The sequence below is a fragment of the Methanobrevibacter sp. genome (assembly GCF_045603845.1).
Lineage (GTDB): Archaea > Methanobacteriota > Methanobacteria > Methanobacteriales > Methanobacteriaceae > Methanocatella.
Genome location: NZ_JAZUMY010000107.1, coordinates 19,548 through 34,988, shown reverse-complemented (window position 1 = coordinate 34,988; position 15,441 = coordinate 19,548). Strand labels below are relative to the sequence as shown.

Annotated in this window: 18 protein-coding genes; 8 read left to right on the top strand and 10 right to left on the bottom strand. The window is 33.8% G+C overall.

Annotation, left to right across the window (positions count from 1 at the left end; all coding sequences use genetic code 11):
• Window positions 1–4: 4 nt before the first annotated feature.
• Window positions 5–1,171, bottom strand: a complete 1,167-nt coding sequence (locus tag ACKI2W_RS10760; protein WP_407381962.1) for an aspartate aminotransferase family protein — start codon at window positions 1,169–1,171, stop codon at window positions 5–7.
• Between the two features lie 62 nt (window positions 1,172–1,233).
• On the opposite strand from ACKI2W_RS10760, the gene ACKI2W_RS10755 reads away from it, so the two are divergent.
• Entirely contained in the window at window positions 1,234–1,665 is a 432-nt protein-coding gene (locus ACKI2W_RS10755; RefSeq protein ID WP_407381961.1) for a peptidylprolyl isomerase, read from the top strand.
• A gap of 14 nt (window positions 1,666–1,679) precedes the next feature.
• Here the strand turns inward: ACKI2W_RS10755 and ACKI2W_RS10750 are convergent, their stop codons facing one another.
• The 9 genes from ACKI2W_RS10750 to ACKI2W_RS10710 all read right to left on the bottom strand — a co-directional run bounded on the left by ACKI2W_RS10750 (window position 1,680) and on the right by ACKI2W_RS10710 (window position 11,006).
• A complete protein-coding gene (locus ACKI2W_RS10750; protein WP_407381960.1) occupies window positions 1,680–3,053 on the bottom strand; it encodes an MFS transporter in 1,374 nt (457 codons plus the stop codon).
• Window positions 3,054–3,174: 121 nt separating this feature from the next.
• Window positions 3,175–3,684 (bottom strand): hypothetical protein, encoded by a 510-nt coding sequence (locus ACKI2W_RS10745; RefSeq protein WP_407381959.1) that lies wholly within the window; start codon window positions 3,682–3,684, stop codon window positions 3,175–3,177.
• Between the two features lie 4 nt (window positions 3,685–3,688).
• Window positions 3,689–5,662 carry a transglutaminase domain-containing protein gene (locus ACKI2W_RS10740; RefSeq protein WP_407381958.1) on the bottom strand — a complete coding sequence of 658 codons (1,974 nt, stop codon included), beginning with the start codon at window positions 5,660–5,662 and terminating at the stop codon, window positions 3,689–3,691.
• Between the two features lie 291 nt (window positions 5,663–5,953).
• Complete coding sequence (locus ACKI2W_RS10735; RefSeq protein ID WP_407381957.1) at window positions 5,954–6,862, bottom strand: DNA glycosylase; 909 nt, start codon at window positions 6,860–6,862, stop codon at window positions 5,954–5,956.
• A complete protein-coding gene (gene hisF, locus ACKI2W_RS10730; RefSeq protein WP_407381956.1) occupies window positions 6,859–7,683 on the bottom strand; it encodes an imidazole glycerol phosphate synthase subunit HisF in 825 nt (274 codons plus the stop codon). The genes ACKI2W_RS10735 and hisF overlap by 4 nt, the downstream gene beginning before the upstream one ends.
• Before the next feature lie 48 nt (window positions 7,684–7,731).
• Window positions 7,732–7,893, bottom strand: coding sequence for a preprotein translocase subunit Sec61beta (locus ACKI2W_RS10725; protein WP_292796713.1), 162 nt, complete (start codon window positions 7,891–7,893; stop codon window positions 7,732–7,734).
• 99 nt (window positions 7,894–7,992) lie between these two features.
• The gene (moaC, locus tag ACKI2W_RS10720) at window positions 7,993–8,460 is read right to left on the bottom strand and encodes a cyclic pyranopterin monophosphate synthase MoaC (protein WP_407381955.1); all 468 of its coding nucleotides are present in this window, start codon (window positions 8,458–8,460) and stop codon (window positions 7,993–7,995) included.
• A gap of 7 nt (window positions 8,461–8,467) precedes the next feature.
• Window positions 8,468–9,658, bottom strand: coding sequence for a tRNA pseudouridine(54/55) synthase Pus10 (locus tag ACKI2W_RS10715; RefSeq protein WP_407381954.1), 1,191 nt, complete (start codon window positions 9,656–9,658; stop codon window positions 8,468–8,470).
• Between the two features lie 7 nt (window positions 9,659–9,665).
• Window positions 9,666–11,006, bottom strand: a complete 1,341-nt coding sequence (locus ACKI2W_RS10710; RefSeq protein WP_407381953.1) for a signal recognition particle protein Srp54 — start codon at window positions 11,004–11,006, stop codon at window positions 9,666–9,668.
• Window positions 11,007–11,085: 79 nt separating this feature from the next.
• Here ACKI2W_RS10710 and hpt point away from each other — a divergent pair, with 79 nt between their 5' ends.
• From hpt to ACKI2W_RS10675, 7 genes are all read left to right on the top strand, one after another.
• The gene (gene hpt / locus ACKI2W_RS10705; protein ID WP_407381952.1) at window positions 11,086–11,655 is read left to right on the top strand and encodes a hypoxanthine/guanine phosphoribosyltransferase; all 570 of its coding nucleotides are present in this window, start codon (window positions 11,086–11,088) and stop codon (window positions 11,653–11,655) included.
• 1 nt (window position 11,656) lies between these two features.
• On the top strand, window positions 11,657–12,658 hold the full coding sequence (dph2, locus tag ACKI2W_RS10700; protein WP_407381951.1) for a diphthamide biosynthesis enzyme Dph2: 1,002 nt from the start codon (window positions 11,657–11,659) through the stop codon (window positions 12,656–12,658).
• 78 nt (window positions 12,659–12,736) lie between these two features.
• Entirely contained in the window at window positions 12,737–13,309 is a 573-nt protein-coding gene (locus ACKI2W_RS10695) for an exosome complex RNA-binding protein Csl4 (RefSeq protein ID WP_407381950.1), read from the top strand.
• A gap of 13 nt (window positions 13,310–13,322) precedes the next feature.
• Window positions 13,323–13,598 carry a DNA-directed RNA polymerase subunit L gene (locus ACKI2W_RS10690; RefSeq protein ID WP_407381949.1) on the top strand — a complete coding sequence of 92 codons (276 nt, stop codon included), beginning with the start codon at window positions 13,323–13,325 and terminating at the stop codon, window positions 13,596–13,598.
• A 36-nt stretch (window positions 13,599–13,634) separates the two neighbouring features.
• Window positions 13,635–14,051, top strand: coding sequence for an NUDIX domain-containing protein (locus ACKI2W_RS10685; RefSeq protein WP_407381948.1), 417 nt, complete (start codon window positions 13,635–13,637; stop codon window positions 14,049–14,051).
• An 85-nt stretch (window positions 14,052–14,136) separates the two neighbouring features.
• Entirely contained in the window at window positions 14,137–14,448 is a 312-nt protein-coding gene (locus ACKI2W_RS10680) for a transcription factor S (RefSeq protein WP_407381947.1), read from the top strand.
• Window positions 14,449–14,459: 11 nt separating this feature from the next.
• On the top strand, window positions 14,460–15,437 hold the full coding sequence (locus tag ACKI2W_RS10675) for a topoisomerase IV (RefSeq protein WP_407381946.1): 978 nt from the start codon (window positions 14,460–14,462) through the stop codon (window positions 15,435–15,437).
• The last annotated feature ends 4 nt before the right edge of the window (window positions 15,438–15,441 follow it).

Genomic DNA, 15,441 nt, shown 5'->3' with positions numbered 1-15,441 from the left:
AACTTTAGAGTGTTTCATCTAAAGCTTTTACAAATTCATCAATTTCTTCTTTTTTAATAATTAATGGTGGAACTAATCTTAAAACACTTCCTGCAGTACAGTTGATTAGGAATCCTTTTTCTCTGAGTTTATCAACGTATTCTGCTCCAGGAGTTGTTAATTCAATACCTACCATTAATCCACAGCCTCTCACTTCCTTAATGATATCATGTTTTTCCTGAAGTTTTTCCAATTCCTCTTTCAAGTACTGGCCGACTTCTTTTGAATTAGCAAGCAAATCCTCTTCATAAATAACATCCAAAACAGCGTTGGCTGCTGCACAGACCAATGGACCTCCACCAAATGTGGTTCCGTGATCTCCAGGAACGAATGCACTGGCAACTTCTTCGGTTGCAAGGATTCCTCCCATTGGAACTCCGCCACCAATTCCTTTAGCCATTGTCATTATGTCCGGTTTCACGTCAAAGAGCTCATGTGCAAATAAGCTTCCGCATCTTCCGAAACCTGTCTGTACCTCATCAACAATGAACACGATGTTATTTTCCTTACAGATTTTGGAAATCTCTTTAAGGTAGTTGACATCAGGGATATTGACTCCGCCTTCACCCTGGATAGGTTCAACAATGATAGCTGCAGTGTTTTCAGTGATTGCTTCTTTGATAGCTTCAATATCATTGTATGGGACATTGATAAATCCGTTAGGCAAAACTGCTTTAAATGGTTCATGATAATGCTCATGGCCTGTTGCTGCAAGGGTCATTATTGTTCTTCCATGGAAAGACTCAACAGTTGAGATAACTTCACTTTTTCCAGTGTATTTAATAGCCAGCTTGATAGCTCCTTCATTTGCTTCAGCACCACTGTTTGCATAAAATATTCTGTCAAAGCTGGTCAATTCCACCAGTCTTTTAGCATAGATTAACGCAGGCTCATTATAGTAGATGCTTGAGATGTGTATGAGCTTTTCGGCCTGATCCTGGATTGCTTTTACAAGTTGAGGATTGTTGTGGCCTAAAGCATTGACTGCAATACCTGCAAACATATCAATATATTCATTTCCATCAATATCAGTTACTTTAACACCTTCCCCGTGATCCAATACGATTGGTTGTCTTGTGAAAGTGTTAATAAAATAATCATCTTCAATCTTTATTAATTCTTGAGTATTCATAATAATCACTAATAATTTATATAAATAATGATATTTATATTAATTATAAAAAAGGTGATTAAATGAAAGTCGCAATAATCGAAACCGATAAAGGAGTAATCGAATTGGAATTATTCCCAAACGAAGCTCCTGGAACTGTAGCTAACTTTGAAAAATTAATAAACGAAGGATTTTATGACGGATTAACATTCCACAGAGTAATCCCAAACTTTGTAATTCAAGGCGGATGTCCTATTGGAAATGGAACCGGAGGACCTGGTTACACCATCAAATGTGAAACCGAAGGAAACCCACACAAACATGGAACCGGTGCATTATCAATGGCACATGCAGGTAAAGACACTGGCGGAAGCCAATTCTTCATTACCCACTCCCCGCAACCACACTTAGACGGAGTGCACACTGTATTCGGCCAGGTAATCAAAGGTCAGGATGTGGTTAATGCAATCCAGCAAGGCGACCACATGAACAAATTATATGTTGAAGAAAGATAGTTAACCAACTATCTTTAAATTCTATTTTTACTTCTAATACCGACAAGTGAAGCGAATACTGACGCTATACATAATACCATACAAATAAAGCAGGTTATTTGAGATGACTTGATTAACAGCGGGAAGTATTGGCTGACAATAGGAACATCACCCATCACAAATGCAAATACCAGCGTTAACATTCCCATACTCATGGTTTGGCCTATTACACGCATTGTTGCAACGGATGCTGAAGCTATGGAAGTGTCCTTTGGTGGAACTGAACTCATAATGGCGTTTGTATTTGGAGATGAAAATATTCCGAAACCCAATCCGTGGAAAATCATTGCTGCAATTAAAAATACCAGTGAAGTGTCATTATCCAGCATTGCAAGCATTGCAAGGGATATTGCCCCGAAAAACATTCCGAGGCCAGCAAGTTTTTGAGGATTGATCCTATCAGATAATCTTCCTGAAATTGGAGCCATAATTACCTGTATCAGAGGAGCTACAAGAAGTATCAGTCCGGCCATTTGGGAGTCATAACCTCTGATATACTGCAAATGATAATTAACAATTGTAGTGACGGCAAAAGTCGCCAGATATGCAGACAAAGCGGCGAAATTGGCTGAAGAAAACTTTGGATTTTTAAAGAATTTCACATCAAATACAGGATATTTTTCCCTTAATTCCAGCATTACAAAAATCGAAAGGACAATTATGCCCACAATTGTTAGGATAACCCCTGTTAATTCACTTAAACGTGTAAATCCATAAATAAACAGCAATATTCCTAATGAATATACTATGCAGCCTTTCCAGTCAATAGGAACATCACCCATAGTAATCCATTCCTTATTGACTTTGGCGATTAACAGAACCAGAATCAATATTAAAAACGGAACGGAAGTTAAAAATATTGATTTCCAGCCAAAATGATAATTTAAAAATCCTCCAATAACCGGAGAAGTAGATGTTGCAAGATAAACTCCTGTGACATTGATACCGATAGCCTTTCCCCTATTTTGGGGCTCAAAAGCTGATACGACCATTGCCATCGATGCAACATTCAAAAATGAAACGCCTATGCCCTGAACCAAACGGCATAATAAAAACATTTCTGAGTTTATAGAGAAAATTGCGATGATAGAACTTAGAATATAAACGATGGAACCAAGTACCATTGCCTTTTTAAGACCGTATTTGGCGGACAGCTGTCCTGCAGGAATTGTAAAAATAGCTACTGCCAGGAAAAATAGCATTGTGACCCAATTCTGGACAATATTGCTCATTCCAAACTCTTGGGCTAAACTTGGAACCGCAACCATAACTGCTGATGATAAAAATACTGTGAAAAATGAAGTCAACGTTGCAACAACTAAAACAATATTTTCTGATTTAAGACTCATGCCCATTACCTCAATTATATTATAATATTATTTTTGAATTAATTAAATTGATATTACATTACAATTGAATTTGCAAAAAAAATAAAATGGGGATATTGCCCCATATCTTGTTATTTAAATTTTATGTTGTGGCATTGTCATTAATTTGAGATGGTTCACTTGAATGTTCAGATAACACTGATGTATTCACATTAATAGGGATTACAGTGATTTTATCTAATGTTACATCACATGGAACCCAAACCTCTTCACCATCATCAGTTATAAATACAGCATACTCCATATCACCTGCAGGATATACGGCCGAATATGTATATGGATAAGCGCCTGTAGGACCATATGAAAGCAGTTCCATTCCATACTTTGAATAATAAGAACCTTGATTCATTTCAGAATTTGAGGAATAAGAACTTTGTTCTATTCCAGAAAAATTTCTATTATGTGAATTTACGTCATCAATAGATTTTTTTACAGTTAAATTCGAAATGTTGTTTAAATCACCATCATCAGAATCATTTAATCCATTTTGAGTATTTTCAATATCACTAGCGGATTCTTCATTAACGTAAGCATAAGCACATATTAATGACAATGAAATTAATATTATTCCCAAAACAATAATTTTTTTCATATTATCACCCCCTGATTTTACATTCTAAATGATTTTCTAAATATTCATTAACATTAATTGAAATAAAATCAATATTTGAAAGATTTTCTAAAATTACTATATCATTGATATTTCTATTTTGATTTAAAATGCCCCAGGAATTATCACTAAACCAAATAATAGGATAACTTTTATTTATGGATAAATTAACAATGTAATCTTTATTTCCAATATAAATAACACCATCCCACTTTATATTATTACTTATTGTTGCTGAAACATCAGTTGTTATCCAAATATTATCTAATAAAATTTGACTCCAAGCATGAAATATTTGTGAATCTAATTTTTTTGCTACAACATATCTTGCAGGAAATTGAGCACATCTAGATAAACCAATGATTGCGCTTGTTTCATCAACACAATTTCCTACGAATAAATTTAATGTATCAACAGCATCATAACAATGATTAGAATAATTATTATAATTAGTTAATGCTACATAATTATTCATCGAAATCAAATTTTCTAACTCATCATCATAAATATTTAAAAGATTTGATAAATCTGAAATATATTCTTCACCAGTACAAGAAATATCATATACATTAGGATTCGAATTTTGACAATAATTATTCGGATATATAAAACCATCAAGTGGCAACAAGTCAGGATATGTTCCAAAATTATATTCGGAATCAGAAAATGGATTAGCTATATATATTAATTTATATATTGAAGACGGTTTGAATAATGTTCCAGAAGTAGATCCTTCATAACTTACACTTATCGGATATACTCCAGGTAAAAAATTTATATCCTTACCTGCAATTCCATTTGAATCCGTCGTTCTACTATACATTACAGAATTTATATTAAACCATACTTTTTTACCAGATAAAGGCAATCCATCATTATTCGTTAATTTTATATAAAATTTATTTGATGACCATAATGAAGAATTTAATGGTTGAATTTTAGTAACAATACCATTATTTTGAACAATAGTAACATTATCTTTTATAAAATTTAATGTTGATAAATGTTTCAACATTACTTCATATGTACCTTGATTGAAAGAAAATGTTTTACTAATAATCCCCTGTTTATCAGAGTAAACATCATAATTATTATTATTTACAGTAATTCTAATTTTTTCATTATACAAAGGCAAACCATTTTCTTGTATGATTTTTGCTTTATACTCACCATTTTGCTGTAAATAATTAGTAATCTGACAAATTTTTAGATTGTTTAAATTTTTAGTTACATTATGAAAAACATTGATATTATAACCCATACTTAACCCATTAGGTTCGGATACTGTCATTATATAAATATTAGGAATTAAATTAATAGTAATTGAAGCACCACCACTCGAATTAGTAGTTCTATAATATAAAACACCATTAATATTTAACGTAATTTGAGTATTAACTCTTGGAGTACCATCACCATTGATCAATTTTACTTTAAATGCAGAACCGTCCTTATAAAACATACTTAAATTATGAGAAATAATTGTTGAAAGTACCGTGACATAATTTTCTTGCTTTTCCCCATTAGGATGATATGCCGTTATAATGTACATTCCTGGATTTAAATTAATATTAAATATTATATTACCTGATGAATTTGTTGTTCTAGTATAATTAACACTATTAATATTAATTTTTACTTGAGTATTAGTTAATGGATTTCCATTAAAATCTAAAAATTTTGCAGAATATTGTGTAGCATTTTTATAATATTTTACAACATCACTTGCAATTATATAATCACTTTGAACCAAACTACGATTATTCTCAACTGCATAAATATTATCAATATCATCAATAGAATAATCATTATCATTATCTTCATAAACAGTATTAACACAATCATTAGTTACAGTGCAATCTGTAGAATTTACATCTATAGAATCTGCATAAACTGAAGATGAAGATAAGATTATGAAAAATATTAATATTATTAATAAATATTTTTTTAAAGAAATCATCAAAAACACATATATAAACTATTAATTTACACATAATAATATAAAATATATGTTATAAATAGTTTACTATAAATCGAATATACGAAATTTAATCTTTATATATTAAGAGCCATTATCCTTTAATACGTTATTTATCTACTAATTTTCCTTCAAATATAATGTGAACAATGTAATGCTTCTTCAGACGATATTCTAGATCAAATAGCAACCATAACCTCAAATAAAAAATATATTAAAAAAAGAAGCAATAAGCGTTGATTGGAACTGATAATCTGATTTGTAAAAATAAAATCATTTCTTTTTCAATTTTTCCATTAATCCGGATTTTCGGGCATAATGAAACATATACAGCTGGACATAACCTGCATAGTCACCGAATTCTTCCATTCCGAATTCCCTGACTTTTTCAACTTTAATGTCCTTTCCGTCAAAGTATAAATATGACACGATGCGTTTAATCCATACATCACTTGGAAATGCCTGCCTAAATCCGAATCCATAAAGCAAAATGCAATCGGCAACCTTTGGACCGACGCCAGGAACTTTTAAAATAGTTTCAAAGGCCTCGTCATAGGACATTTTCGATATGTCTGAAAGGTCGATTTCAAGTGAAAAAATCTCGCTCGCCTTTCTCATGTATGGTGCCCTGTAACCTACTCTACAGACTTTTAGATTATTATTTTTAACAATATTTTCTTTTAAAAGCTCTTCTTCGTCATCCAAATAAAATTCCTTTAAAGAATTAGCATCAGGAAAAGAATAAAAATTATTGAAATTGCGACCCCATTTTTCTTTCATATCGGATATAGAGTTTGTCCATCTTTTAATCGAATTGTTAGCTGAACAAATTGATGATATGATACATTCAAACGGGTCTTTAGCTTGAAATAGTCTTAAACCATTACAGAATTTGGACATGTCCTTAAGCTCATCATAGCTATCCATATACTTATAAAACTCATCTAAATCAAAGTCCAAATCATAGATTTTTTTGACTTTTTCAACAGCTGATGATTGAGATACATTTCCAGTGTAAGTGAAATAGATGTTTTCACCACTTTGTTTTACGCTAAAAACAGAAGGTTCACCATTAACATAAACCAAATCACTATAGGAATCATTTATCTTTTTCCAAGGCGGTTGTGATGTTTGACCTGAAATCTGAGTTAATTCCAAATCAATTGGAGCTTCAATAATCATAATCTGACAGCCACATTATTCTCTTTCAGGTATTGTTTGACCTCACCGATGGAATACTGATTGAAATGAAAGATACTGGCTGCAAGAGCCGCACTGACGTCAGTCTTTTCAAAGACATCCAAAATATCTTTTGGCTCTCCCACACCACCACTGGCAATGACCGGAATGTCGACAGCATCATTGATTGCCTTGTTAAGCTCAATATCATATCCCGCTTGAGTTCCATCCCCATCCATACTTGTCAAAAGGATTTCACCGGCGCCCAGATCCTGACATCTGCATGCCCATTCTATTGCATCAATGCCTGTGAACTCCCTTCCGCCATAAATACTGCAGTCGAACCAGCAGTAACCTTTTTCAGTTTCAATAACATTTTTGTCCTTAGCATCATCCGGATGGGAAACATATCTTCTTTTAGCATCGATTCCTATTACAACAGCCTGTGATCCGACAACCTTGGATGCTTCAGTCAATAATTCAGGATTTTTAATGGCTGCAGTGTTAGTTGAACATTTATCCGCTCCTGCCTTTAACATTTTAATATAATCGTCAACCTTTCTTATTCCTCCGCCAACGCAAATCGGCATGAATACATTCTCAGTTAGCCTATCGATAACATCAGCCATCGTTGCACGCCTTTCATGAGAGGCAGTGATGTCAAGTACGACAACCTCATCAGCACCCTCTTCATAATAACGGGTTGCGAGCTCTACAGGATTTCCCGCATATTTAATCTCTTTAAATTCGACACCCTTTACAACACGTCCTTCAGGAACCTGTAAATCACAATCTAAACAAGGAATAATTCTTTTAGTTAACATAATATCAAATAGAAAAAAAGTAGTTATTGTTTTAAAAAAACAATAAAATTAAGCTGAATATCTTAAAACAAAACAGAATATAGCTAAAATAACTGTTAAAATTAAAACATGCTCTGGAGAAAGTTTTGGACCTACACTTTCTTCATCAAAGTACCTTACCAAACCAGCACCGGTTTGAGGCATACTAATCTTATTATCTTTCTTTGCCATAATATCTCCTTTTTAAATTAATTAATAAAAATAACTGATATTAATTATTTTTTTCATAGTATATAATGTTTATTAAAAAATCAATGATTTTTGAGAATATTAAATTTTCTCTTTTTTTATTACTTTAATTTCACTTATTCTTGTATCAGGATACTGTCCGTCCTCATCCTTTTCAACGGCTTTAACCATATCCCATATTGTTAAAAGACCTACGCTTACTCCGGTAATAGCTTCCATTTCAACTCCAGTCTTGCCCAGTGTATTAACGGCACATGTACAGGTGATAAAAGTAGGATTAACATCAAAATCTATTTCAATTCCTGTCAAACTTAATGGATGGCATAATGGAATGATTGATGAAGTATTCTTAACTGCCTGTATTCCGGCGATTTGAGCTGTTGTTAAAACGTTTCCCTTTTTAATTTCCTCTTTCTGAATCATTTTAATTGTATTTTCATCGAGAAATATCTTTCCTGAAGCAACTGCCCTTCTTTTTTGATCAGGTTTTGCACCAACTTCAACCATGTGTACTCCACTGTTCGTTAAATGTGTAAACTCTTCTGCCATACTATCACTACTTTTCACTAACTTCAATTACATCCAACTGCTTGCAAACAGCCTTAACGCCGAGTTTATCGGCTACATTAGGCTGTGATCTGCCTTCGTCACCAGAGATTAACTCCTTAATATATAATCCGCCTTCTGTTTTTATTGTCATTTCAAAATGGGTGTCATCTATGACCTCACAGGACAAATCCAGAACATGCTTAATGCGAACCTTATCTGCACGTCTGTGGGATACCCTTATCGGAGTCCGCTGATGAATTTCACCCAACTGAGATAAATCAGCTAGCTTTTGAGCATCGTAAGCCTCTTCACACTCAACCAGTGCCTTATAAACCTTATATGCATCAGGTGATGATACCTTAATTTCAGCCTTCCTATTCCTGTAGGTGAATTTTAGATTATGATATTGAGTTTTACCCTGATTAATTTCATTTATTTCATTTTCCAATTTATTCAAATCAATTTTTCTGATTTTAGGTTCTTTTATCTCTAAAACAAACGGCCTTCCGGAACCTAACATCAAAACATCAATGTCTTCTCTTCCGGCCCCATGGAATTTGGCTTCGTATCCGTCAGTAGCTTTCAGGATATGCTCGGAAATTAACTCCTCCACTGAACATGGATACTGCTTGCCCGTGAAATTGCACTCCTCACATCCCCTGCCCTTGCATTTACTGCAAGGCCATTTAGTTTGAGGGATTCCACGGATAAGCTTATTGTATTTGCCTTCTATAAAAATAGGGTTAATTTGAACTCTGATTTTTGGATCTTTTATTAAATTTACATTGACAATTATATCCTGTTTTTCAAAATTGACTTCCTTTGACAATTCCTTTTCCAATCGTTTGCCTATTATTCTGTTTATTTCCTTTTTAATAGGCTCTACATCCAAATTCAATTGGTCTATGAATTCTTCATCCCGCTTTTGAATTTCCTTATCTATGCGTGAACCCACTATGAATGAGTCGAATTCAACATTCAGGAAGTCAAGTTTATCATAGATTTTATCGAATAAAACGTCATCAATCTTATCAAAGACATTGCCGCAAATCACACATTCAGAGCCCAATTCAATGTCTAAGGATTCTGCTCTTGAAACGTTATCTTCGCCGTCAATTGTTTTGGACAGCATTCTTCCAAGACAGTGCTTGCAGATTTTACCGTCAGTTTTTTCAAGAATTTCGTCAGCTAACTGCATATTAATCTCATCTCATGAATTGGCCCATCATACGGTTCATTGCTCCGCCGCCTAAACGACCGCCACGTTTTCCAAGTCCTTTCATGGTCTTTTTAGTGTTGTTATAATATTTTAGAAGTTCCTTAACTTCTGATTCATCAACACCGGCTCCTCGAGCGATTCTTTGAACCCTGGACTGCTTTATGATTTTTGGATTTTCCATTTCTTCCTGAGTCATTGATGACATCATTATCTTATATGATTCTATTTTTTCTTCTGTCATCTGGGATGCCTCTTTTGAGATTTTATTTCCCATTCCCGGAATCATGTTTAAAACCTGCTGCATAGGACCCATCTTATTCATCATGTCAAACTGATTTTTCATGTCAACAAGGGTGAATTTACCTTTCAGCATGTTATTCATGGTTTTTTCTGCAATATCCTCATCGATGTTCTCTTCAGCCTTTTCTATTAAGCTTTTGATGTCTCCCATTCCAAGCAATCTTGAAATGAATCTTTCAGGGTCGAAGAGTTCAAAGTCATCAATCCTTTCACCTGTACCGATGAATTTGATTGGAGCACCTGTTTCGGCTACAGCGGACATTGCACCCCCACCTTTGGCTGAACCGTCAAGTTTTGTAATGATAATGGAACCGATATCTGTTGCCTGTGAGAAAGCCTTTGCCTGTTCACCGGCCTGCTGACCTATAGTTCCGTCAATGACAAGAATAGCTTCAGTAGGATTTATGATATCGTCCAACTGATCCATTTCAGCAATCAAATCGGATTCTTCCTTATGCCTACCTGCAGTATCGAAAATAATGACTTTACGGTTTTTAAATTCGTTTAAACCTTTTTCAGCCAAATCCAATGCATCCTTATTGTCAGGGTCACCATAAAGCGGAACATCCATTTCTTCCGTTAACTGTTTTAACTGCTCATAAGCGGCAGGTCTCCAAGTGTCCGTACATACTACAGCAGGATTGAAACCTTTTTTCTGCAGATACCTGCATAATTTACCGATGGTGGTTGTTTTACCACTACCCTGAAGTCCTAAGAATAATATTTTATATGGCCTTTCGTTAATATCCAAACCGGCAGCTTCCCTGCCCAAAAGATTTACCATTTCCTCATAGATAATTGTTATAACATGTTCCCTTGGAGTAATACCCTTTGGAGGTTCTTCTTCAAGAGCTCTACTTTCAATTTTTTTAGATAAATCTAATACTAAAGCGATATTAACATCAGATTGAATTAATGCACGTTGAATATCTTTAACAACTTCTTTTATTGTTTTTTTATCAATAACTGACATTCCTACTAATTTTTTCATCGTATTAGTAAGATTTTCACCTAAATTTCCAAGCATAATATCACTTAAATAAATTTATTAATCTATTAAAATATATGTATATTTATATTAAGTTTTAAAATTTTTGTGTGATACTATGTTAGAAGAAGTAAAAAAATCTTTGGAAGCGTCCCCAATCGTGAAAAAAGGAGATTATGATTATTTCGTTAATCCTATCAGTGACGGTGTTCCTGCAATGGAACCTAAAATGCTGCGTGAACTATCTCTAGCGGTTTATAAATATGCTGATTTGAAAATTGACAAAATTGTCGCTGTCGAAGCTATGGGTATCCATTTGGCTACTGCATTATCCCTTACAACAGACATTCCATTTGTCGTTATCCGTAAAAGACAATATGGCCTTGAAGGAGAAAAGCAGGTATATCAGAAAACCGGATACGGCTCTTCAAACCTTTATATCAATGACCTGCACCCTGGTGAAAGAATCCTGCTCATTGATGATGTTGTAAGTACCGGGGGAACATTAATTGCCCTCATCAAGACATTGGAAGACTTGGGTCTCGAAATCAAATCCACTGTTGCCGTGATTGAAAAAGGTAAAGGAAAAGAAATAGTCGAAAAGGAAACCGGAATAGAAGTTCTTTCAATAATAAAACTTGATGTGATAGACGGAAAGGTAGTAATTGAAAAAACAATTGAAGATTAAAATGTCATTGTACAATATGGATTTGGACAGGGTAATCCGTAAGATCAACTCAAAAAACAATATCAAAAATGTGGGACTGCAATTTCCGGAAGGCCTGAAGATGCAGGCGGTAAACATTGCACGCACTATTGAGGAAGAATGTGACGTTAATGTAATCATATCCGGAGATCCCTGCTTCGGCGCATGCGATGTCAGCGACTATAAAATGAAAGATTCAGTTGACCTGATTATACATTTCGGCCATACGCCTCTTCCCATCAGATATGAAACTCCCACACTGTTTATTGAAGCCTTTGCAAACATTGATGTCAGGAATGATTTGAAAAAGTGCCTTGAAAGCTTAAAGGACTATTCCAGAATAGGACTTGTCACAACAACACAGCATCTGCATCTGCTGAATGAAATGAAAGATTTCCTTGAGGACAATGGAAAGGAAGTAGTTCTCGGGTCATCAAAAAGCACAAGAAAAGGCCAGGTACTGGGATGTAATTTCTCATCCATAAAAAATTTGGATGCTGAAGTCTTTTTATTCATAGGAAGCGGAAATTTCCACCCTTTAGGAATATACCTATTTACGAAAGCTCCCGTTTTTGCCCTTGACCCATACAACAATGAACTGCGGGAAATGACAGAATATGCTGATAGAATTTTAAGAATACGTTTTGCAAGAATCGTTAAAGCACGCGAAGCCAAAAAATGGGGAATCATAGTATCTTCAAAGGAAGGACAATACAGAATGGAGCTTGCACGCGAAATAAAAAAACTGCTTAAGGACAGCGGGATGGAAGGATTCATAATAATGCTGGACAATGTTAATCCGGATGTTCTGTTGCCATACCTTGATTTAGACGCATTTATTGTGACTGCATGTCCAAGAATAGCTATTGACGATTCACAGATGTATAAAAAACCGCTGATAACTCCCCAAGAGCTTGAAATTGTCCTGGATAAAAGGGACTGGGAAAATTATCAGTTGGATGAAATACTTTTTAGAAGAAGATAGTACACTAAATATAAATATGGATTTGGATAAAATTATTATATTAATGAAAAATTTTTTTTCTTAATTTGGTGATTTAATATGGGCGAAGAAAAAGAACAAATTGTAATGCCAGGAGATAAATTAGGAATAATTGAACAGTATGTGCCTGGAGAAGGTACTTATGATGACAATGGAGAAATTAAATCATCAGTACTAGGAAACGTTAAGATTAATCAAAAAAAGAGAGTTATCTCTGTTGACTCAAAATTTGGTAAACCTGCTCTTTTAAAGAAAGGAGATATTGTTTATGGTCAAATAACTGACATAAAACCACAAAGAGCAAATTTTAACATTGAATGTATAAAAGATAATCCTAGACCGTTAGCATTGCCTTATATGGGAGCAATACACATATCCCAGGCCAAAAAAGATTATTTGGAAAAATTGGGTGATGCATTCAGAATAGGAGATATCGTGCAGGCAAAGGTAGTCAAGATAACTGGAGATAATGTTGATTTAAGTACTGTAGATAAAGATTGTGGTGTATTGAAGGCAATGTGTACACGTTGCAGAGATTATATGCACACCACCCAGAAAAAAGACGAAGTTCAATGTAATACTTGTAATAAAAAAGAAAAACGTAAAGTTTCAATTAACTATGTGAATGAATAAAAAGGTAGATAAAATGAATGATATCAAAGTTCTTAAACAAACTGCAACAGAAATAGAATTTGAAATTGAAAATGAAAGTCATGGAGTATGTAATGCACTCAGACACATTTTAATGGAAGATGAAGATGTTGAATTCGCAGTTTATAATATAGACCATCCTCTTACAGGAAAACCAATAATGACCATTAAAACTAATGGTGCAAACCCTAAAGATGCATTGAAAAAGGCTGCCGAACAGCTTAAAAATGACAGTGAATCTTTCAAACAACTTATTGAAGAAGCATTATAACTTCAATATTTGTTTCTATTTTTTTATGTGATTAATATGGGAAAATATAGAAATCCCAGTGTAACGACAGATATTTTTATTTTTGACGAAAATGAAAATTTCATATTGATTAAAAGAAAAAATGATCCGTATAAAGATTATTGGGCGTTGCCTGGAGGATTTGTAGACTATAACGAATGTGTTGAAGATGCTGCTGTAAGAGAAGCTTTGGAGGAAACCAGCATTAATGTTGTGTTAAAAGACCTCGTCGGAGTTTATTCAGACCCCAATAGGGATCCTAGAAGACACACAATAAGCATCGCATATACTGCCAAAGGAAATATGGATGAAATGAAAGCGGCTGACGATGCATGCGATATAAATATTTTCACGAAAAAAGATTTGGAAAATATAAATCTTGCCTTTGATCATGAAAAAATTATAAATGATTGCCTAAATTGCATTTCTAGGTAAAAATTATATTGAAAAAAAGTATAGATTTAAATAATTTAAAAAAAAAATTAAAGATAGAATGAAGAAAAAATAAGAGGTTGATAAAATGGAATTTTGCCCAGAATGTGGAGCAATGTTGCTTCCTACAGATAATGTGCTTAAATGTTCATGTGGCTATACTAAAGATTTATCCTCAAATAAAAGTGAATATTCAGTTTCACAGAAAGTTAAAGAAAAGCAAGGTGTTGTGAATATGGGTGAAGCTGAAGACCTTAGATCACAAATTAATGAAGTATGTCCTGAATGTGGTCATAAAAAAGCATACTATGAACTCAAACAAACCCGTAGTGCAGATGAAGCACCTACAAGGTTCTTTGAATGTGCAAAATGTGGCCATAAATGGAGAGATTACGATTAAGAGGAAATGCTATGAAAGATTCTAAAGAAAAAGAGCAAAGGATTTCTAACTTAAGGAATATGATTGATCATATGTCCGAAGAGGAAAATGATGAATCCTTAGAATTTAGAAAGGACGTTAATGAAGAAATCGAAGAAGATGAGGAATTAATCAATTTCCTAAACGAAAATACAGACGATTATGAAATTGATGATGAATACATTTACCGTCCGGGAAAAGATACTCCTTATGCGCTAAATTTAGATGAAGATGCTGAAATCGATGAAAATTTCATCATTGAAGCCGATATTAACGAAGAGATGGATGAAAAATCACAAGTAATTAACATGCCGTCCGGTTTCGATGACGACATCAGCGAAAACTTCGACAATCTAGTTAATATTAAAATAGGTGAAAAGCCAATTTTAGCCTTTGTCAGCTCAATTCTTGGAATCATATTCATTGTTGCTTCAATCATAGTTTTCAACTCAGGCACTGATAGAATTATCGACAATGTTGTTTCAGGCGAAAATAACTTTTTAGTGGTTATTTTATTGATTATTGGAATATTATTACTCATTTATGGAGTAGTTAAAATATTCAACATTAAAGGTCCGTTGAATTCGATGATGGAATCAATTAACGAAATTGAAGAAGAAAAAGAAACTTTGAATAAAGTTGAAACCAAAAAAGAAGAACCAACCATCCCAAAAAGTAATATTCCATTAGATAAAGAGTCTTATAAAATAGGCGAGTTCAAGATGAACGAACTTAAAAATAATCTAAAAAACTCATTTTCAAAAACTATCGAGAAATCAGAACCGGGAAAAAATGATGAAGAGGAAATAAATGTCGAAGATCTTCCTCCGGCTCGTGAAAAATCCGATGATGAAAAAGGTCTTATTAAAGAGGAAATAGAAGAAAAAGACTATGAACAAGCCCAGCTTGATGGCGAGTCCATTGATGAAATCTTTGCAGACGTTGAAGACCTTGAAAGTGAAAAAAAATAAATCA

Bases quoted from the DNA above. Each gene is read 5' to 3' on its own strand.
- dph2 (WP_407381951.1), top strand. From the start codon at position 11,657: ATGTCATTGTACAATATGGATTTGGACAGGGTAATCCGTAAGATCAAC.
- ACKI2W_RS10675 (WP_407381946.1), top strand. From the start codon at position 14,460: ATGAAAGATTCTAAAGAAAAAGAGCAAAGGATTTCTAACTTAAGGAAT.
- ACKI2W_RS10690 (WP_407381949.1), top strand. From the start codon at position 13,323: ATGAATGATATCAAAGTTCTTAAACAAACTGCAACAGAAATAGAATTT.
- ACKI2W_RS10680 (WP_407381947.1), top strand. From the start codon at position 14,137: ATGGAATTTTGCCCAGAATGTGGAGCAATGTTGCTTCCTACAGATAAT.
- hpt (WP_407381952.1), top strand. From the start codon at position 11,086: ATGTTAGAAGAAGTAAAAAAATCTTTGGAAGCGTCCCCAATCGTGAAA.
- ACKI2W_RS10745 (WP_407381959.1), bottom strand. From the start codon at position 3,684: ATGAAAAAAATTATTGTTTTGGGAATAATATTAATTTCATTGTCATTA.
- ACKI2W_RS10760 (WP_407381962.1), bottom strand. From the start codon at position 1,171: ATGAATACTCAAGAATTAATAAAGATTGAAGATGATTATTTTATTAAC.
- ACKI2W_RS10715 (WP_407381954.1), bottom strand. From the start codon at position 9,658: ATGCAGTTAGCTGACGAAATTCTTGAAAAAACTGACGGTAAAATCTGC.
- ACKI2W_RS10755 (WP_407381961.1), top strand. From the start codon at position 1,234: ATGAAAGTCGCAATAATCGAAACCGATAAAGGAGTAATCGAATTGGAA.
- ACKI2W_RS10750 (WP_407381960.1), bottom strand. From the start codon at position 3,053: ATGAGTCTTAAATCAGAAAATATTGTTTTAGTTGTTGCAACGTTGACT.
- ACKI2W_RS10740 (WP_407381958.1), bottom strand. From the start codon at position 5,662: ATGATTTCTTTAAAAAAATATTTATTAATAATATTAATATTTTTCATA.
- ACKI2W_RS10710 (WP_407381953.1), bottom strand. From the start codon at position 11,006: ATGCTTGGAAATTTAGGTGAAAATCTTACTAATACGATGAAAAAATTA.
- ACKI2W_RS10685 (WP_407381948.1), top strand. From the start codon at position 13,635: ATGGGAAAATATAGAAATCCCAGTGTAACGACAGATATTTTTATTTTT.
- ACKI2W_RS10725 (WP_292796713.1), bottom strand. From the start codon at position 7,893: ATGGCAAAGAAAGATAATAAGATTAGTATGCCTCAAACCGGTGCTGGT.
- moaC (WP_407381955.1), bottom strand. From the start codon at position 8,460: ATGGCAGAAGAGTTTACACATTTAACGAACAGTGGAGTACACATGGTT.
- ACKI2W_RS10735 (WP_407381957.1), bottom strand. From the start codon at position 6,862: ATGATTATTGAAGCTCCAATTGATTTGGAATTAACTCAGATTTCAGGT.
- ACKI2W_RS10695 (WP_407381950.1), top strand. From the start codon at position 12,737: ATGGGCGAAGAAAAAGAACAAATTGTAATGCCAGGAGATAAATTAGGA.
- hisF (WP_407381956.1), bottom strand. From the start codon at position 7,683: ATGTTAACTAAAAGAATTATTCCTTGTTTAGATTGTGATTTACAGGTT.